This is a genomic window from Citrobacter sp. ABFQG (assembly GCF_004322975.1).
GTDB classification, from domain to species: Bacteria; Pseudomonadota; Gammaproteobacteria; order Enterobacterales; family Enterobacteriaceae; genus Citrobacter; species Citrobacter freundii.
In genome coordinates, this window is the sequence record NZ_CP036435.1 from 2,895,452 (window position 1) to 2,912,533 (window position 17,082).

At 47.3% G+C, this 17,082-nt stretch carries 17 protein-coding genes and 1 pseudogene; 9 read left to right on the top strand and 9 right to left on the bottom strand.

What is annotated here, in order from left to right; genetic code table 11:
* The first annotated feature begins 5 nt into the window (after positions 1-5).
* From sufC to WN16_RS14240, 5 genes are all read left to right on the top strand, one after another.
* Entirely contained in the window at positions 6-752 is a 747-nt protein-coding gene (gene sufC, locus WN16_RS14220) for a Fe-S cluster assembly ATPase SufC (RefSeq protein ID WP_044699970.1), read from the top strand.
* Positions 727-1,998: a Fe-S cluster assembly protein SufD gene (sufD, locus tag WN16_RS14225; protein WP_003836582.1), complete on the top strand. Its 1,272-nt coding sequence runs from the start codon at positions 727-729 to the stop codon at positions 1,996-1,998. Before sufC ends, sufD begins: the two co-directional genes overlap by 26 nt.
* A complete protein-coding gene (sufS, locus tag WN16_RS14230; RefSeq protein WP_044699968.1) occupies positions 1,995-3,215 on the top strand; it encodes a cysteine desulfurase SufS in 1,221 nt (406 codons plus the stop codon). The genes sufD and sufS overlap by 4 nt, the downstream gene beginning before the upstream one ends.
* A 12-nt stretch (positions 3,216-3,227) precedes the next feature.
* Entirely contained in the window at positions 3,228-3,644 is a 417-nt protein-coding gene (sufE, locus tag WN16_RS14235) for a cysteine desulfuration protein SufE (protein WP_003029378.1), read from the top strand.
* A gap of 123 nt (positions 3,645-3,767) precedes the next feature.
* Positions 3,768-4,772: a L,D-transpeptidase family protein gene (locus WN16_RS14240; protein WP_003029376.1), complete on the top strand. Its 1,005-nt coding sequence runs from the start codon at positions 3,768-3,770 to the stop codon at positions 4,770-4,772.
* Positions 4,773-4,840: 68 nt separating this feature from the next.
* Here WN16_RS14240 and lpp read toward each other — a convergent pair whose 3' ends face one another.
* The 7 genes from lpp to WN16_RS14270 all read right to left on the bottom strand — a co-directional run bounded on the left by lpp (position 4,841) and on the right by WN16_RS14270 (position 11,509).
* A complete protein-coding gene (gene lpp, locus WN16_RS14245) occupies positions 4,841-5,077 on the bottom strand; it encodes a murein lipoprotein Lpp (RefSeq protein ID WP_003029373.1) in 237 nt (78 codons plus the stop codon).
* 309 nt (positions 5,078-5,386) lie between these two features.
* Positions 5,387-6,799 (bottom strand): pyruvate kinase PykF, encoded by a 1,413-nt coding sequence (pykF, locus tag WN16_RS14250; protein ID WP_003029366.1) that lies wholly within the window; start codon positions 6,797-6,799, stop codon positions 5,387-5,389.
* 7 nt (positions 6,800-6,806) lie between these two features.
* Positions 6,807-7,001 (bottom strand): hypothetical protein, encoded by a 195-nt coding sequence (locus WN16_RS24555; protein WP_242637968.1) that lies wholly within the window; start codon positions 6,999-7,001, stop codon positions 6,807-6,809.
* A gap of 212 nt (positions 7,002-7,213) precedes the next feature.
* On the bottom strand, positions 7,214-8,557 hold the full coding sequence (locus WN16_RS14255) for an APC family permease (protein WP_016150144.1): 1,344 nt from the start codon (positions 8,555-8,557) through the stop codon (positions 7,214-7,216).
* A gap of 20 nt (positions 8,558-8,577) precedes the next feature.
* Positions 8,578-9,471: a proline iminopeptidase-family hydrolase gene (locus tag WN16_RS14260; protein ID WP_044699964.1), complete on the bottom strand. Its 894-nt coding sequence runs from the start codon at positions 9,469-9,471 to the stop codon at positions 8,578-8,580.
* Positions 9,472-9,532: 61 nt separating this feature from the next.
* Positions 9,533-10,270, bottom strand: a complete 738-nt coding sequence (locus tag WN16_RS14265) for a glutamine amidotransferase (RefSeq protein ID WP_044699962.1) — start codon at positions 10,268-10,270, stop codon at positions 9,533-9,535.
* 12 nt (positions 10,271-10,282) lie between these two features.
* Positions 10,283-11,509 (bottom strand): PfkB family carbohydrate kinase, encoded by a 1,227-nt coding sequence (locus WN16_RS14270; RefSeq protein WP_044699960.1) that lies wholly within the window; start codon positions 11,507-11,509, stop codon positions 10,283-10,285.
* 494 nt (positions 11,510-12,003) lie between these two features.
* Here WN16_RS14270 and WN16_RS14275 point away from each other — a divergent pair, with 494 nt between their 5' ends.
* From WN16_RS14275 to WN16_RS14290, 4 genes and pseudogenes are all read left to right on the top strand, one after another.
* Positions 12,004-13,026 (top strand): ATP-binding cassette domain-containing protein, encoded by a 1,023-nt coding sequence (locus tag WN16_RS14275; RefSeq protein ID WP_016150147.1) that lies wholly within the window; start codon positions 12,004-12,006, stop codon positions 13,024-13,026.
* On the top strand, positions 13,019-13,687 hold the full coding sequence (locus tag WN16_RS14280) for a methionine ABC transporter permease (protein WP_003029361.1): 669 nt from the start codon (positions 13,019-13,021) through the stop codon (positions 13,685-13,687). The genes WN16_RS14275 and WN16_RS14280 overlap by 8 nt, the downstream gene beginning before the upstream one ends.
* Before the next feature lie 21 nt (positions 13,688-13,708).
* Positions 13,709-14,521: a MetQ/NlpA family ABC transporter substrate-binding protein gene (locus WN16_RS14285; protein ID WP_016150148.1), complete on the top strand. Its 813-nt coding sequence runs from the start codon at positions 13,709-13,711 to the stop codon at positions 14,519-14,521.
* A 16-nt stretch (positions 14,522-14,537) separates the two neighbouring features.
* Positions 14,538-14,660: pseudogene (locus WN16_RS14290) on the top strand (hypothetical protein); the annotation flags it as partial.
* Positions 14,661-14,729: 69 nt separating this feature from the next.
* Here WN16_RS14290 and WN16_RS14295 read toward each other — a convergent pair.
* Positions 14,730-15,146 (bottom strand): hypothetical protein, encoded by a 417-nt coding sequence (locus tag WN16_RS14295; protein ID WP_003836560.1) that lies wholly within the window; start codon positions 15,144-15,146, stop codon positions 14,730-14,732.
* Positions 15,115-16,980 carry a hypothetical protein gene (locus WN16_RS24560; protein WP_225622166.1) on the bottom strand — a complete coding sequence of 622 codons (1,866 nt, stop codon included), beginning with the start codon at positions 16,978-16,980 and terminating at the stop codon, positions 15,115-15,117. Before WN16_RS24560 ends, WN16_RS14295 begins: the two co-directional genes overlap by 32 nt.
* Between the last annotated feature and the right edge of the window lie 102 nt (positions 16,981-17,082).

The window sequence follows — 17,082 nt, forward strand, 5'->3', positions numbered from 1 at the left end:
AGCACATGTTAAGCATCAAAGATTTACAGGTCAGTGTGGAAGATAAGGCGATCCTGCGTGGGCTGAGTCTTGAAATTCGCCCCGGAGAAGTGCACGCCATTATGGGGCCAAATGGTTCCGGGAAAAGTACGCTTTCCGCCACCCTGGCCGGACGTGATGACTATGAAGTCACCGGCGGGACGGTAGAATTCAACGGTAAGGATTTACTGGAACTGTCACCGGAAGACCGGGCCGGCGAAGGGATCTTTATGGCATTCCAGTATCCGGTGGAAATCCCCGGCGTCAGTAATCAGTTTTTCCTGCAAACGGCACTGAATGCGGTGCGCACCTACCGTGGTGAAGAGTCGCTGGACAGGTTTGACTTACAGGATCTGATGGAAGAAAAAATTGCGTTGCTGAAGATGCCGGAAGATTTGCTCACGCGTTCGGTCAACGTTGGTTTCTCCGGCGGTGAGAAAAAGCGTAATGACATATTGCAAATGGCGGTGCTGGAGCCTCAGTTGTGCATTCTGGATGAGTCGGACTCCGGGCTGGATATCGATGCGCTGAAAATCGTCGCAGACGGCGTGAACTCACTACGCGACGGGCAACGTTCATTCATTATCGTCACCCATTATCAACGCATCCTGGACTATATCAAACCCGATTATGTTCACGTTCTCTACCAGGGGCGAATAGTGAAGTCCGGTGATTTTACGCTGGTCAAACAACTTGAGGAGCAAGGTTATGGCTGGCTTAGCGAACAGCAGTAACGTGCTGCAACAGTGGCACCATCTGTTTGAAACGCAAGGTGAGACGCGCTCGCAACATGCCCAGCAGCATCTGCAGCAGATGCTGCGTCTGGGGCTGCCAACGCGTAAGCATGAGGACTGGAAATACACGCCGCTGGAGGGGTTAACCAATAGCCAGTTTGTCAGTCATGTCACTGAGATAACGTCAGCCCAGTGTGAAGCGTTAGCGCCGGCAATTGATGCCATACGACTGGTATTTGTCGACGGGCAATTCTCTCCAACGCTGAGCGACAGAGCGGAAGGTAGTGGTTTTGACATTACCATTGACGATGCGCGCCAGATGCTGCCAGCGGCTATCCAACCGGAAGTGTTTCTGCACCTGACCGAAAGCCTGTCGCGTAGCGTCACTCACATTCAGGTGAAGCGTAACCAGCGCCCAGCGAAACCGCTGCTGCTACTGCACATTACCCAGGGGCTGGCGGGCGATGAGGTGAACACGGCGCACTATCGCCACCATCTGGAGCTGGCGGAAGGCGCAGAAGCCACCGTTATTGAACACTATGTCAGCCTCAGCGAGCTTCGCCATTTCACTGGCGCACGTTTAACCATGAATGTCGCGGCGAATGCGCACTTGCGCCACATCAAACTGGCGTTTGAGAACCCACAGAGCCACCATTTCGCGCACAATGACATTCAATTGGGGGCGGATGCCACGGCCGCCAGCCACAGTTTTTTACTCGGTGATGCGGTGCTGCGTCATAACACCAGCACCCAGCTTAACGGCGAAAACACCACGCTTCGGCTCAACAGCCTGGCAATGCCGGTGAAAAATGAAGTCTGCGACACCCGCACCTGGCTTGAGCATAACAAAGGATATTGCAACAGCCGCCAGCTGCATAAAACGATCGTCAGCGATAAGGGGCGGGCGGTATTCAATGGCCTGATCAACGTCGCTCAGCACGCTATTAAAACTGATGGCCAGATGACCAACAATAATTTGCTGCTCGGTAAACTGGCGGAAGTGGATACCAAGCCGCAGCTTGAAATCTATGCCGACGACGTGAAATGCAGTCACGGGGCGACGGTAGGGCGGATCGACGACGAGCAGATGTTCTATTTGCGTTCGCGCGGGATCGGCCAGCAAGATGCCCAACAAATGATTCTCTATGCGTTTGCCGCTGAGCTAACGGAAGCCCTGGGCGAGGAAACGCTGAAACAACAGGTACTGGCACGGATCGCCCAACGCTTGCCGGGAGGCGTAGCATGACATTTCCCATTGAAAAAGTGCGGGCCGATTTTCCGGTTCTGACGCGTGAAGTGAATGGTTTACCGTTGGCGTATCTGGATAGCGCGGCCAGCGCGCAAAAGCCGAACCAGGTGATTGATGCCGAAGCCGAGTTCTACCGTCACGGCTATGCGGCGGTCCACCGCGGTATCCATACGCTGAGCGCTCAGGCTACGGAAAAAATGGAGAATGTGCGCAAGCTCGTTTCGCTGTTTATTAACGCCCGCTCCGCCGAAGAGCTGGTGTTTGTTCGCGGTACGACGGAGGGCATCAATCTGGTGGCGAACAGCTGGGGCAGCAGCAATGTGCGGGCGGGCGATAACATTATCATCAGCGAAATGGAGCACCATGCCAATATTGTGCCCTGGCAGATGCTGTGTGCCCGCGTAGGTGCAGAACTGCGCGTTATCCCGCTCAATGCCGATGGTACGTTGCAGCAGGAAACGCTGCCGACGCTGTTTGACGATCGCACGAAGCTGCTGGCGATTACCCACGTATCTAACGTGCTGGGCACGGAAAACCCGTTGGGTGAGATGATCGCGCTGGCGCATCAATACGGCGCGATAGTGCTGGTAGATGGTGCGCAGGCGGTGATGCATCATCAGGTGGATGTGCAGGCGCTGGATTGCGATTTTTATGTTTTCTCCGGGCATAAACTTTACGGTCCAACCGGTATTGGCGTTCTGTATGCCAGAGAGTCGCTGCTGCAGGAGATGCCGCCGTGGGAAGGCGGTGGTTCAATGATTGCGACGGTGAGTTTGAGTCAGGGAACGACGTGGGCCAAAGCGCCCTGGCGGTTTGAAGCCGGAACGCCAAACACCGGGGGCATTATCGGACTCGGCGCGGCTATTGAATATGTTTCAGCGCTGGGGCTGACTGAAATCAGCGAATATGAACAGTTCATGATGCGCTATGCGTTGGAACAGCTGGCGGATGTGCCGGATTTAACAATCTACGGACCGGATAACCGTCTGGGTGTGATTGCGTTTAACCTCGGCAAGCATCACGCCTATGACGTCGGGAGTTTTCTCGATAACTATGGCATCGCCGTGCGGACGGGGCATCACTGCGCAATGCCGCTGATGGCCTTTTATAACGTTCCCGCGATGTGCCGGGCGTCGATTGCAATGTATAACACCCATGAAGAAGTGGATCGCCTGGTAACGGGCCTCAAGCGTATTCACCATTTACTGGGCTAACAGGGAGGCGTTATGGCTGCGCTACCGGATAAAGAAAAGTTGTTGCGTAATTTTCTGCGTTGCGCTAATTGGGAAGAGAAATACCTGTACATTATTGAACTGGGTCAGCGTTTGCCGGAACTAAACGATGACTTACGCTGCCCGGAAAATAGCATTCAGGGATGCCAAAGCCAGGTATGGATTGTTATGCGTCAGAATGGTGAAGGGATTATTGAATTACAGGGCGACAGTGATGCGGCAATTGTGAAAGGGCTTATTGCCGTGGTATTCATTTTGTATGATCGCATGACGGCTCAGGATATTGTGAATTTTGATGTGCGCCCGTGGTTTGAAAAAATGGCGCTCGCACAGCATCTCACACCGTCTCGTTCACAAGGGCTGGAGGCGATGATTCGGGCTATTCGCGCCAAAGCCGCAACTCTTAGCTAAACTGATAAAACACGTCAACTTTCAGACCGACTTGAAAGCGTTCGTGTAAGGCAACGCAGTGACTCGTAGGCCGGATCGGGCGCTCGCCGCCGTCCGGCAAGAACGCCAGGGGGGTGAGTGAGTATGAAACGCGCGTCTGTTATTACGTTAATGCTAATCGGCGCCTACAGCGCTATTCAGGCCGCATGGGCGGTCGATTATCCTTTGCCCCAGGCGAACAGCCGCCTTGTTGGGCAAAACCAAACCTACACCGTGCAGGAAGGCGATAAAAACCTACAGGCGATAGCCCGTAAGTTTGATACCGCTGCAATGCTGATCCTTGAAGCCAACAATACTATTGCCCCCGTACCTAAACCCGGAACGCTGATCACTATTCCCTCACAATTACTGCTACCGGATGCACCACGCGAAGGCATTATTGTGAATCTGGCGGAACTGCGTCTGTATTACTTCCCGCCGGGAGAGAATATTGTTCAGGTATTCCCGATTGGTATCGGTTTGCAGGGGCTGGAAACGCCGGTAATGGAAACCCGGGTTGGGCAGAAAATCCCGAATCCAACCTGGACCCCTACACCAGGCATCCGTAAACGCTCTCTGGAGCGTGGCATCACATTACCGCCTGTTGTACCTGCCGGACCAAATAACCCGTTAGGACGCTTTGCACTGCGTCTGGCGCATGGAAACGGTGAATATCTGATTCATGGCACCAGCGCGCCGGACAGCGTGGGCCTGCGAGTGAGTTCTGGGTGTATTCGCATGAACGCGCCGGATATCAAAGCGTTGTTTGCTCAGGTCCGCACAGGCACGCCGGTCAGGGTGATTAATGAGCCGATAAAATATTCGATAGAGCCGAACGGCATGAGGTATGTCGAAGTGCATCGACCGCTGTCGCCAGAAGAGGAACAAAACGTCCAGACCATGCCGTATGTGTTACCAGCCGGCTTTACCCAGTTTAAAGACAATAAAGCGGTGGACAACAGTCTGGTGGAAAGGGCGTTGTATCGTCGTGCAGGTTATCCGGTCACCGTCACTGCCGGGCAAGCATCGGTCGCGAGCAATGGGCCAGAAGTGAAGTCTGCGCAAAATGGTGTGCCGGGAGAAGATGCTGAGGTGCGCGCTACGCAATAACAGGGAAGGAGAATTCAGAGCAAAAAAAATGGCGCACAATGTGCGCCATTTTTATTACACAGATACTATTACTTGCGGTATTTAGTAGCTGCGTTGTCCAGACGCTGGTTAGCGCGAGCTGCGTCATCTTTAGCAGCCTGAACGTCGGAACGCATTGCGTTCACGTCGTTGCTCAGCTGGTCAACTTTAGCGTTCAGAGTCTGAACGTCAGAAGACAGCTGATCGATTTTAGCGTTGCTGGAGCAACCTGCCAGCAGAGTAGAACCCAGGATTACCGCGCCCAGTACCAGTTTAGTACGATTCATTATTAATACCCTCTAGATTGAGTTAATCTCCATGTAGCGTTACAAGTATTACACAAAGTTTTTTATGTTGAGAATATTTTTTTGATGGGAATGCACTTATTTTTGATCGTTCGCTCAAAGAAGCATCGAATTGTGCAAAAACGGCTAAAAAACCGAGTGAAAACAGAAAGCTTCCATCGGATTCATCTTAGATAATCACGGATTAGATAGTGAAATCCGATTTGATTTTTTATTAATTGTGGCTATCGATTAAATAAAAAAAGCGCCACCAGGGCGCTTTTTTAAGCAAATTAATTCGCGATGGAATTATTACAGCACGTGAACGGATGCAGTGTTGGTGGTGCCGCTCGGAACCAGTGCACCAGAAACCATAACCACAACGTCACCTTTCTGAGCCAGACCGCTTTCCAGAGCAACTTCTTTGCCCAGGCGGTAGAAATCATCGGTAGAGCTGATTTCTTTAACAACCTGTGCAACAACGCCTTTGCTCAGCACCAGCTGACGCGCGGTAGTTTCATTGGTGGTCAGCGCCAGAATGGTGGCATCCGGGAAGTATTTACGTACTGCGCGAGCAGATTTACCACCCTGGGTTGCGACAACGATCAGCGGAGCATCCAGTTTTTCAGCAGTTTCAACCGCGCCACGGCAAACGGCTTCGGTGATGCGCAGTTTGCGGCTGTCATTGTTGAAGTCCAGACGGCTGGTCATCACACGGTCAGTACGCTCACAGATGGTCGCCATGATGGTAACGGCTTCCAGCGGGTATTTACCTTTTGCTGATTCGCCAGACAGCATTACTGCGTCGGTACCGTCGAGGATGGCGTTCGCTACGTCACCGGCTTCTGCACGGGTCGGACGCGGGTTTTTGATCATGGAGTCCAGCATCTGGGTCGCAGTGATAACGACTTTACGTGCGCGGATACATTTTTCGATGATCATTTTCTGCGCGAAGATAACTTCTTCAACCGGGATCTCAACGCCCATATCGCCACGCGCAACCATGATGCCGTCAGACGCTTCGAGGATTTCGTCGAAGTTGTTCAGGCCTTCCTGGTTTTCGATTTTGGAGATGATCTGGATGTTTTCGCCGCCGTGCGCTTTCAGGTGCTCACGGATTTCAACGACGTCAGAACGTTTACGGATAAAGGACGCTGCAACGAAGTCAACGCCTTGCTCGCAACCGAAGATAAGGTCTTGTTTGTCTTTTTCAGCCAGTGCTGGCAGTGCGATGGAAACGCCCGGCAGGTTAACACCTTTGTTTTCGCCCAGGTCGCCGTTGTTCAGCACTTTACAGATAACTTTGTTACCTTCGATGGCGGTAACTTCCATGCCGATCAGACCATCGTCAACCAAAACGGTGTTGCCGACGGACAGATCTTTCGTGAAGCCTTCATAAGTAACAGCAACGATTTCGTTGTTGCCTACGACAGATTTGTCGGTGGTGAAGGTGAAGGTCTGGCCCGCTTTCAGGGAAACGTCGTTACCGCCTTCCAGTTTGATGGTACGGATTTCCGGACCTTTGGTGTCGAGCAGGATTGCTGCTTTCTTGCCGGTTTTGCTCATGACGTTGCGCAAATTCTTGATGCGCTGACCGTGTTCTGCGTAATCACCGTGAGAGAAGTTCAGACGCATGACGTTCATGCCCGCGTCCAGCATTTTGGTTAACATCTCTTCGGATTCGGTTTTCGGACCGATGGTGCAAACAATTTTCGTCTTTTTCATGACAGTCTTAGTCTTTAAGTTGAGAAGGATATGGAAATCTGGCTCCCGCCGCGCACGGACGGGAAGCTAAACCTGAGTTACGAAAGTTGTGATGCCTCGCTCTAAGGATAGGTGACATCGAAAGAGCGTGCAGAGGAATGTGTGCTTGTGTTTCAGCCCAACGGGATGGTGAGTTTTGTAGTCGTTGAGTTTTACAGGTCAATGTGCTGAAACCATTCAAGAGACAATTGGCGCGCATTATACGCTGAAAATTATCAAAAAGGAAAATGAAAACAGCGTTTCAAAACACTTCTGTGCAGTTTTACAAAGAATCAGCATTAAATTGTTTCGGGTTGGTTAACAAAACACCGCCCAACTTCAGACGGTGTTGCGCAACAAGAAAAAAATAACGTGTTGCAAACTCAGCATTCAGCCTTAGTCGAGCAGCTTTCGCCCCTCAAGATCGATATGGATGTCCTGCTTATGCGCTTTCCGATACCACAGAACCGCCAGACCGATTACAGACCAGATAACCCCGAGCGTCAGCGCGTGAATGTTCATATTCAGACAGACATAACCAATGACGACCATCCCCAGCACAGGAGAAATCACATGAGGGACAAAACGACGATGCTGTTTCATCTTTACGTTGTAGAGCACGAAGACACTCAGGTTCACCATAAAGAATGCGAAAAGCGCACCGAAGTTGACAAGGGTGGATATGGATTCAATTTTCCCGGAAAACAAGTAACTAAGGAATAGTGTCACAGCCCCGGTGAACAGAATTGCATAGTCAGGTGTTTTTCTTTTACTGTGCACATGCGCCAGAAATGTGGGTAACATTTTATCTCGCCCCATAGAGAACAGGACGCGCGATACGGCGGTTTGCGCCGTAATGATATTCCCGACTGCGCAAACGAACGCTACGATGATAGAAAATGCAACTTTAAGCCAGATGCCGCCAACATCGCCTGCAATCGTGAAAAAAGCCTCGTTAGTTTCTGTACCTTCCGCAAAACTGTCGATTTTACCCGTAGCGAATGCGGCAAAGGTCACCACAATAATAAACAGCACGGTGGCCAGGATAAGGGCGAGAAGGGTTGCCTTACTGACTGCTTTCCCGCCGCCTTCGCTTTCTTCACTTAGGGTACTAATGGCATCAAATCCGAGGAAGTTGAGCGCCGCAACAGAGATCGCGGTAGCAATTAAGCCAGGCGTAAACCACTGAGAATCAAAAAAAGGTTTGAAAGAAAATGACACGTGGCTGCTATCAAGCATCAGCAGTCGCAAAATCAGCACCACAAAAATGGCCAGAATACCGAGTTGAATAAAGACCAGCAGTTTGTCGAATTTAGCCGTTTGTTGTATTCCCAAATAATTTATGCCCGTTCCGATAGCCACATAAATTAACGGCCATACCCAAATCGGTATTTGCGGAAGTATTGCATGAACAGCAACACCGCCCAGGACGGCAACCAGCGTAGGGAATAACAGATAATCCAGCAACAAAATCCATCCGGTGAGAAAACCCACAGCGGGGTTGATGCACACGCCTGCATAGGTATAAGCCGACCCGGAGGATGAGATGTGCTTTGATAATGTTGAATAGCTGTGGGCGGTAAAAAACATCGCTATAGCGCCAATAATATACACGAGCGCGACCATGCCATGAGATAAATTATATACGACGCCATAGAGAGAAACCGGCGCGATCGGCACCATAAATACCAGCCCGTACAGCACCAAATCTGTGAGAGATAACTTTTTTATTTTACTCATAGTAAACACCTCAATTCGTGTTAATCAAGGCCTCGTAAAAACTCACGGACAGCAGTGAGGCAAGGCTCGGTATTTTCTTCATGTGGGTTATGGCTGCTGTCAGGAATCGTGACACCCCGACAGTGGGTTATATGGGTAATAAGCGGTTGAACGACCTGTGATGTCGCCTGATCATACTCACCATGAAGGACTAATCCTGGGCATCGAATCTTGTGCAATGAACGGGTGATGTCCCACTGCGCCAGCAAGCCATTCACCGCAAGTTCATTCGCGCCCCATAGCACATGGTAGGCGGTGGGCTCGGCGGCAAATTGCGCATCAGACCGCTGAATATGCAGCGGTTCTTGCGCCAGGGAATAAACATGTTTTTTGTAGTAGGCAATAAGTTGTTCAGGCGGATGCTGATAGATTTTTGCCTGCATAATGGCATCGTCTGACATTGCATCAGCGCCAGTCGTGAGTTCTTTAAACAATCGCAGTACTTCGCTTTGCCAAAGTGGGATGCTGGCGGGAGCGCTGGCATATATCACACCACTCAACCCTTCCGGTTGCGTGCAGGCGTGCTCTGCTGCCAGCATACCTCCCCAGGAATGTCCGAGTAATGAATATCGCCGACCAATATTCAGATGACTGATTAATTGGCGAAGTTGCTGAAGATAACGTTCTATTGTCCAGAATGAGGCATCCGCCAGCGGAAAATGCGTCGAACGACCACAGCCATATTGATCGTAAAATATCACCATGCGTCCATCATCAGACAGCTCATGATAATTTAATAGATAATCAAAACCGCCTGATGGACCGCCGTGTAAGATAATTAATGGCATTAATTGAGATGCCGGGTCGCCATAAATACGATAGCTGGTTAATATGCTATCGCAAAACATTTCACCATATTTGTAGTGACTTTGCATATTTTTAACCGATACGGAAGAAAAAGGGCAGGTGATTCAATAATCACCTGCAGATTGGCATTTATTTTTTAATTGCTTGCAGAACGTTACACCAGAATGACTTGTAATGTTCCCATTGCATAAATTGCGGACTTCCCCAGTGCGGTGCGCAATCACTGGCAAAACAGCCGACTTTGCCTTTATTGTACTCACCGAGAACTAATAGTGGGTCGTCATTTATTTTGACCAACGTGATGCTGTTTACCTTGGCACGCAATTTGTTATAACCGAGCAAGGGGGGCCACTGTGTCAGGTCTTGCGTAATGACATGCTGTTCCTCCGTGTTGATTGGGCAGCATCCTTCCGGAATTTCAACGCGATCATCATGTTCCAGCATTTCGACAGGCAAAACTTCGGCCAGCAGGGTGTTTTTATAATTTGCTTTCGCTTCAATGCCGGTGAAGGAAAGGTATCCACCAATCATTAACAGACCGCCGCCATTTGAGACATATTCTTTAATCAGCGCTAACGCATTCGGGATGATATTCATGTGATAAAAAGTTTTGTTTTGCAACAAAAAGGTATTGCTGCCTATATCGCTAATCACGATAGCATCGTATATATCAAGTTCCTCTACCGTCTGCGGGAAGTGGGTTTGTACAATATGCGCTGGCATGTAGTCGATAGTGATATTTTGCTGGCGCAGACAGGATAATAGATAGTCAGCGCCTTCTTCGTATTTACTGGATGTGAAGCTGTCATATCCCTTAGAATGAATCATATGAATATGCCATGACTCACCGATAAATAAAATTTTCATACTGAGATCCTATTATTTGATATTAATAATATCATGCGATTGAGTGCGCATCCGGTGTAGTACCAGCTCATGCTGCGGCATGCTCGATGCGCCTTCTTGTTCAACTGCCAGTGAAGCAAAGGCAGAGGCATACTGAATGGCTGATACAAGGTCTGATTTACGGGCAAGTGAAGCGGCCAGTGCGCCATTAAATGCATCACCCGCGCCCGCAGCATCTTTGACGACGGCACTCCAGGCTGGGATAAACAAAGTACGGTGGCGTTCGCACAGTAATGATCCTTGTGCGCCGAGAGTGATAATGACCTTCTCAACGCCTGATTGAAGAATGATATTCCCTGCTTTTTGAGCATCATCAATATTTAATATTGTAATACCCGATAAAAATGATGCTTCTGTTTCGTTAGGTGTTAAAATATCTATTGAAGGTAATAAACGGCTAACATTTTTGGTATAAGGTGCCGGATTCAAAATAATTGTCTTGTTTGCTAATTTACCTAAGCGAACAAATTCTTCAATAGCATCGATATTAGTCTCCAGTTGCATTAGCAAAACGTTAGCTTCAGATATATGACCCTGCTGTTCATTAATTTCGTGCCTGGTTAGCATCATATTGGCACCAGGATAGATAGCAATGATATTATCACCATCCTGCTCTGAAACATAAATTAATGCACTTCCGGTGGGTGCATCATCAGTCTGATAAGCACAATATGAATTTATACCAGATTGGATAATATGATTGAGGGCAAAAGAGCTAAACTGATCTTTACCTACTTTAAAAATAAAGTGGACGTCGGTGCCAGCATTATTTGCGGCCAATGCCTGATTAGCACCTTTACCTCCTGGATAAAAACCGAACTGGCTTGCGAGGATTGATTCACCGCTTTGCGGAAGCCAGGGGACGGTAGCCGATACATCAATATTAAATGAACCTAAAATACAAACTTTTCCCGACATTTTCGTGACTTCTCTATGTAATCGAAAATCTTTGTTTGCCGGAGTTGAAATTGTGCCGGAGATATCAATTTTATTTTCTGTTATCAACTTGCTTAATGCCTGGCGGTTAACAATACCACCGCCGTAACAACGCAAAAGCATACCTGTTTTCTGAAAATAACAAAGATCTGAACGAATAGTCTCCTGGCTAACATTAAAAAGAACGGCGAGTTTGCTCACGCTGACACTATGATCTTTGATGAGCAAGTTAAGAATAGATGTACGCCTTTCTTCTTTAAACATTAAAGCCTCCGTGTATTTTGCTGAATTGTATTTATAGTAATGTTGCCATGTGGTGAAATGAATCACAGATCATGCTGTAAACCGGAAGCAAAACCAAATTATTGAGAATAATAAAAAGTGGATTACACGTTCTTTATTTTTATATGTTTACAATTAACGCAAGATATCTTGTGAGCACAGTCATGTATTAGTTTTGCAATTTCCTATGTCTCATTTAAAAGATGCTGGCTTGCTCGATTCAGTTATAAATTGAGATGGGTTGAGATAAAAAAAACAGTGAACAAAAATGTCAGGAGTTTTTCCATCATCGTGGCTGGGATAGAACGGATATCTGTTCAGTGTTCGCGACATATATATCTAAATGTTATATCAAATACTTTTTAATTCATTTTAAAAGACAATTCCGCTGATTACACTCGTTTGGACATCCATACTGCTAAACAGCCAAAAGCGATAGCAGAAGAACAATAAGCAGCAGCGGATACCCAAACGACATGATTGTCCTGAAAAATATTTCGAAAGTGTTTACGCCAGGAAGGCTTGCCATCACCGCTGTCGATAACGTCAACCTGACGGTTGAACAGGGACAGATTTACGGCATTATTGGTTACAGCGGGGCAGGTAAAAGCACCTTAATTCGTTTGCTCAATGGGCTGGAAAAACCGACCTCCGGCAGCGTGATGATTAACGGCCACGATATCTCTGCCGCCCGTGGGGAATCGTTACGCCAGGCACGACTGAAAATCAGCATGGTGTTTCAACACTTCAATTTGCTGTGGTCACGGACCGTTAGCGAAAATATTGCTTTCTCTATGCAAATCGCTGGCGCGTCCAAAGCGTCAATCAAACAGCGGGTTGCTGAACTGATTACGCTGGTTGGGCTGAGCGGTCGTGAAAATGCGTATCCGTCCCAGCTCAGCGGCGGGCAAAAACAGCGTGTAGGAATTGCCCGCGCGCTGGCGAACAATCCGGATGTCCTGTTGTGTGACGAAGCCACCTCGGCGCTGGATCCGCAAACTACCGATCAGATCCTCGATTTACTCCTCGATATTAACCGTCGCTTCAAATTGACCATTGTGCTGATCACTCATGAAATGCACGTAGTACGCAAAATCTGCGATCGCGTGGCGGTAATGGAAAATGGCAAAGTTGTTGAGGAAGGCGACGTACTCAGCGTCTTTACCCATCCACAGCAGCCGATCACCCGACAGTTCGTTCGTCAGGTGAGTCAGTACACCGAGGAAGACGAGTTTAATCCGCAGTTGGCAAGTGAGCTTGGCGGCGTAGTTATCAAGCTTACGTTTACCGGGCAACGCACGCACCGGCCTGTGGTTGGCGAGTTGACCCTGCGCTATGGCCTGCCATTCAACATCTTGCACGGCAAAATGGCGCAAACCGCACACGGTGTGTTTGGTCAACTTTGGGTGCACGTGGTGGCCTCTGAGGAACAATTGAACAATATTTTGGCCGACCTGCGCCAGAGCGACATTGAAGGCGAGGTGATTCAACATGGCTGAAGAACTGTTTCCCCATCTGAAGTGGGAGCAACTGTTAGCGGCAACCCAGGAAACGCTGTATATGACAGCTCTTTCGGGTGCTGCGACCTTTATTCTGGGCATCGCGCTTGGTCTGGCATTGTTCCTGACCGCGCGCGGCGGATTGTTCCCCAACCGAGCGGTATATAGCGCTATTTCGCTGGTGGTGAATATCTTTCGTTCAATCCCATTCATCATTTTGATCGTGCTGCTGATCCCGTTTACCAAAGCGATGGTAGGCACCATTCTCGGCGCCAATGCCGCGTTGCCTGCGCTGATCGTCGGTGCTGCGCCGTTTTATGCACGTCTGGTCGAAATCGCTCTGCGTGAAGTGGATAAAGGCGTTATTGAAGCGACACGTTCGATGGGCGCACGGCTGAGCACGCTTATTTTTCGGGTTTTACTGCCGGAATCCTCTCCTGCTCTGGTGTCCGGGATCACCGTGACGCTAATTGCGCTGGTTAGCTACAGCGCGATGGCAGGGGTAATTGGTGCCGGTGGTTTAGGGAATTTGGCCTATCTGGAAGGATTCCAGCGCAACCACAGCGACGTCACGCTGGTGGCGACGGTGACGATTTTGCTCATTGTCTTCATCATCCAGCTTTGCGGCGATGTGATCACCTCTCTGTTAGATAAACGCTAATAAAATACGGAAACCATTATCATGAAAAAATCACTGACGTTACTCGCCGCAGCAACCTTAAGCGCCCTGAGCTTCGCCTCCTGGGCAGACACTCTGACCGTTGGTGCATCTAACGTGCCGCACGCGGAGATCCTTGAACAGGCCAAACCGATTCTGGCGAAACAGGGGATCGATCTGGAGATTAAACCGTTCCAGGATTACATTCTGCCGAACACCGCGCTGGCTGGTCGTGAGATTGACGCTAACTACTTCCAGCATATTCCGTACCTGAACAGTGTGATTAAAGATCATGCGGGCGATAAAACGTATGACTTCGTCAGCGCCGGAGCAATTCACATTGAGCCAATTGGTATCTATTCGAAAAAAGTGAAATCGCTTAAAGAACTACCGGAAGGCGGCAAAGTCATCATGCGCGATGCGGTATCTGAGGAAGGCCGTATTCTGTCGATTTTCGAAAAAGAGGGTGTTATTAAGCTGAAGCCGGGCGTGGATAAAGTAACCGCGCGCATTAGCGATATCGTCGAAAACCCGAAAAAGCTGAAGTTCCTGCCAAACGTGGAAGCCGCGCTGTTACCGCAGATGTATAACAACGACGAAGGCGATGCGGTGGTGATTAACGCCAACTACGCCATCGACGCCGGGCTGGATCCGGTGAAAGATCCGATTGCCGTTGAAAGCGGTGAAAACAACCCGTACGCCAACATCATTACCGTGCATCGTGGCGACGAGAAGAAGAAGGATATCGTCGCATTGGTCGATGTCCTGCACTCCAAAGAAATCCAGGACTGGATCCGTACTAAATATAAAGGCGCGGTGATCCCGGTTAATAACTGATCCGCTTTTTGCTGAGTGGCGTATGAACGGTAACGCATCGATGCCGTCAACGTCCGGTGTGTTAACCATTTCAGAAACCTATAGTCATACAGGATGGACCGGAACGTTGACGTCAATCGATCCGGTTAACCATATGGCTGGATTGTTGTTCAAACATATGGCACATTGAAATAAAAGTTAAAAAGGGACTCCACCGGAGTCCCTGTTTTTAAACAATAAACTCTATTAGCATAAAAGCCATCGCTAATACTAACTCAGCAAGCCATAGGGCTGCTTCTATTTTAAACCCGGTAGTCAAATGACCTGGAAGGTTTCTAATATAATTATAAGATTCAATACTCATATCATGATTGATTACTCTATTATATGGGAATATAAGGCTCCCCATAATAAAATCTATTTTTGCGAAATATGCCGCAGGAGTGCCAATCAAACTCGCCCCTCTTGCCAGTCGTGCTGTTTGAGGAAGCAAACCAAATTTATTCTCATATGCTTTTGCAATTATCTTGTAATTATAACCATTAATAACATAAGATATAAAGATTATTGCTAGCATTAAAAACATAAAACTTATTCCTATCAAACCTTGTAAATTAGCATAATTTTCTATCAAATAACTTTTCATATATAAGGATTCCTGATTCTTCCATAAATGTCTCGGGCGAGTAGGTAAGCTTTTCTGGACTATTAATTATAATTTCCCCCACATACTCTCCTGCTTTTTCTCCATATTTTTCAGCACCTTTACCTGCTAAGATTCCAGCACCAGTGCCGATCGCTAAACATAATGCAGCACCAGCGCCTGCAAATTCTGCGCTAGCAAAACCCATTGCCCACATGCAAACAGCTCTGGAAGCTGTGCCAGCAGCACCACTGGCAAACATACTTGCAGTTTGTTTACCACCAAACTTACTATATTCAGAGATAGCGGCTTTTCTACATTCACTTTCACGGCCTTTTGCGCAAGCATCGTATACATTTGTAGTGTAACTAGCAAAATCGAGGCCGACACCAACATAACCTACGGTTTTCATTATTTTAAATAACTTTGCGGATTTTTCTATATAACTTGCATACCCTTCAATATCATTTATACCAGTTTGATCCCATTTATGTATAATTGATTTTGTTGATAGTCCTAGTGCCTGTTTTATATTATCATATTGTTTTAGATCTAATTGCTCTTTTGATAATCTATTCATAATAGCATCAAGCTCTTTAAACAACCGCTTTCGCTGACCAAAAAATTCCTCACCAGAAATACGACCAGCATTTTCGCTATAAGTTCTTTGGTATAGACCCTGAATTTGATTTAATTTTTTATTAATTTCTTCATAATAGTTTCCTCCCGCGTCCTTTATATAACCCAAAATGTCGCCACTTGTTCCTAGTGCATCACTGTATAAATTTGATGCGAATATATCTACCGGGGTTCTGTTTTCAAATAGAAGTTTAGCCTCTTCATTTGTTAATGGTGCTAAAGCCAGATCAATTTTATCTCTGGCAACTTTAATATGATTTATTTTATCGGTATCAATTTTTTCAGGATCAGCAACAATCAATATTGAACCTGGTTTTTTTCCTCTTTCTGGATTTAGTTGGCGGTATAACTCTCTTACTCCCGATGGTGGATTGACTATTAACTCACACTCATATTTCTTAGGTGATGTTTGATCTGGCACGACACAAAAACCGGGTTCAACCGATTGTCTTGCTTCAGAGGGGTGTTGATGCCGTACAGGTGGTGTCTCCGGTTTTGAATTACTGGTGTTATTTACTGACTGAAAACTGGACAAAAGATATTCATCATATCTGTATGTTAAATTAAAACGTGGTGTAAACCTGCAATGACATTTGCATGAACCTCTACTGTGTGCGGAACCTGCAAGGAGACATATTATTTCTGTTTCATAACCTGATAAATCTTTCCCCATCCTTGCGTAAGTATCAAATAAATGCCTGGAAATCCGTGTTCGAAAACCCGTGCTGAAATTTGAAGTTAAGAATTTATTGTCCTTATCTCCAGAAATGATTGTTTTTCTCCCTGATATTATACCTCCTGCAGAACCAATAAAATCATCATGTTCAAATCTTTCATTGAGGTCTCTAAGTGAATCATATGAACATCTTTGTAAACCTGATTCCTCCTGCATTTTCCTCAGTCTCTCTGAGGCTGGTGTTATTTTTCGACCTTCATAATCGATGTCATCATCAAAGGTATTCTTGAAGGTATTTCTAATTATATTTCTACCTACCTCTATATATGAACCATTTGGTACGCTGCCTTCAATTTTATATCGTTGACCATCAAGGCCGCATATATATTCATCTCCTTCGCATGCTATGTTAATTCCTCTGATACGAGGGAGACCAGTATTTTCCAAAATATAACCACCGCAACTTGTTCTATCTCCAGGAGATAATAAAAAGCCTTGCTTATCTTCATCCCAGAAGTTCATAGATTAAGTCCCTATTTTAAATATCCAGACTAATGGGTATATGATATCAAACTATTTCACATTTAATTAATGTGACTATGTTCTCAAATTACACAAAAAAAC

Bases quoted from the DNA above. Each gene is read 5' to 3' on its own strand.
- lpp (WP_003029373.1), bottom strand. From the start codon at position 5,077: ATGAATCGTACTAAACTGGTACTGGGCGCGGTAATCCTGGGTTCTACT.
- WN16_RS24560 (WP_225622166.1), bottom strand. From the start codon at position 16,980: ATGAACTTCTGGGATGAAGATAAGCAAGGCTTTTTATTATCTCCTGGA.
- WN16_RS14270 (WP_044699960.1), bottom strand. From the start codon at position 11,509: ATGTTTAAAGAAGAAAGGCGTACATCTATTCTTAACTTGCTCATCAAA.
- sufC (WP_044699970.1), top strand. From the start codon at position 6: ATGTTAAGCATCAAAGATTTACAGGTCAGTGTGGAAGATAAGGCGATC.
- sufS (WP_044699968.1), top strand. From the start codon at position 1,995: ATGACATTTCCCATTGAAAAAGTGCGGGCCGATTTTCCGGTTCTGACG.
- WN16_RS14275 (WP_016150147.1), top strand. From the start codon at position 12,004: ATGATTGTCCTGAAAAATATTTCGAAAGTGTTTACGCCAGGAAGGCTT.
- pykF (WP_003029366.1), bottom strand. From the start codon at position 6,799: ATGAAAAAGACGAAAATTGTTTGCACCATCGGTCCGAAAACCGAATCC.
- WN16_RS14240 (WP_003029376.1), top strand. From the start codon at position 3,768: ATGAAACGCGCGTCTGTTATTACGTTAATGCTAATCGGCGCCTACAGC.
- WN16_RS14255 (WP_016150144.1), bottom strand. From the start codon at position 8,557: ATGAGTAAAATAAAAAAGTTATCTCTCACAGATTTGGTGCTGTACGGG.
- WN16_RS14265 (WP_044699962.1), bottom strand. From the start codon at position 10,270: ATGAAAATTTTATTTATCGGTGAGTCATGGCATATTCATATGATTCAT.
- WN16_RS14260 (WP_044699964.1), bottom strand. From the start codon at position 9,471: ATGCAAAGTCACTACAAATATGGTGAAATGTTTTGCGATAGCATATTA.
- WN16_RS14285 (WP_016150148.1), top strand. From the start codon at position 13,709: ATGAAAAAATCACTGACGTTACTCGCCGCAGCAACCTTAAGCGCCCTG.
- sufE (WP_003029378.1), top strand. From the start codon at position 3,228: ATGGCTGCGCTACCGGATAAAGAAAAGTTGTTGCGTAATTTTCTGCGT.
- WN16_RS14280 (WP_003029361.1), top strand. From the start codon at position 13,019: ATGGCTGAAGAACTGTTTCCCCATCTGAAGTGGGAGCAACTGTTAGCG.
- sufD (WP_003836582.1), top strand. From the start codon at position 727: ATGGCTGGCTTAGCGAACAGCAGTAACGTGCTGCAACAGTGGCACCAT.
- WN16_RS14295 (WP_003836560.1), bottom strand. From the start codon at position 15,146: ATGAAAAGTTATTTGATAGAAAATTATGCTAATTTACAAGGTTTGATA.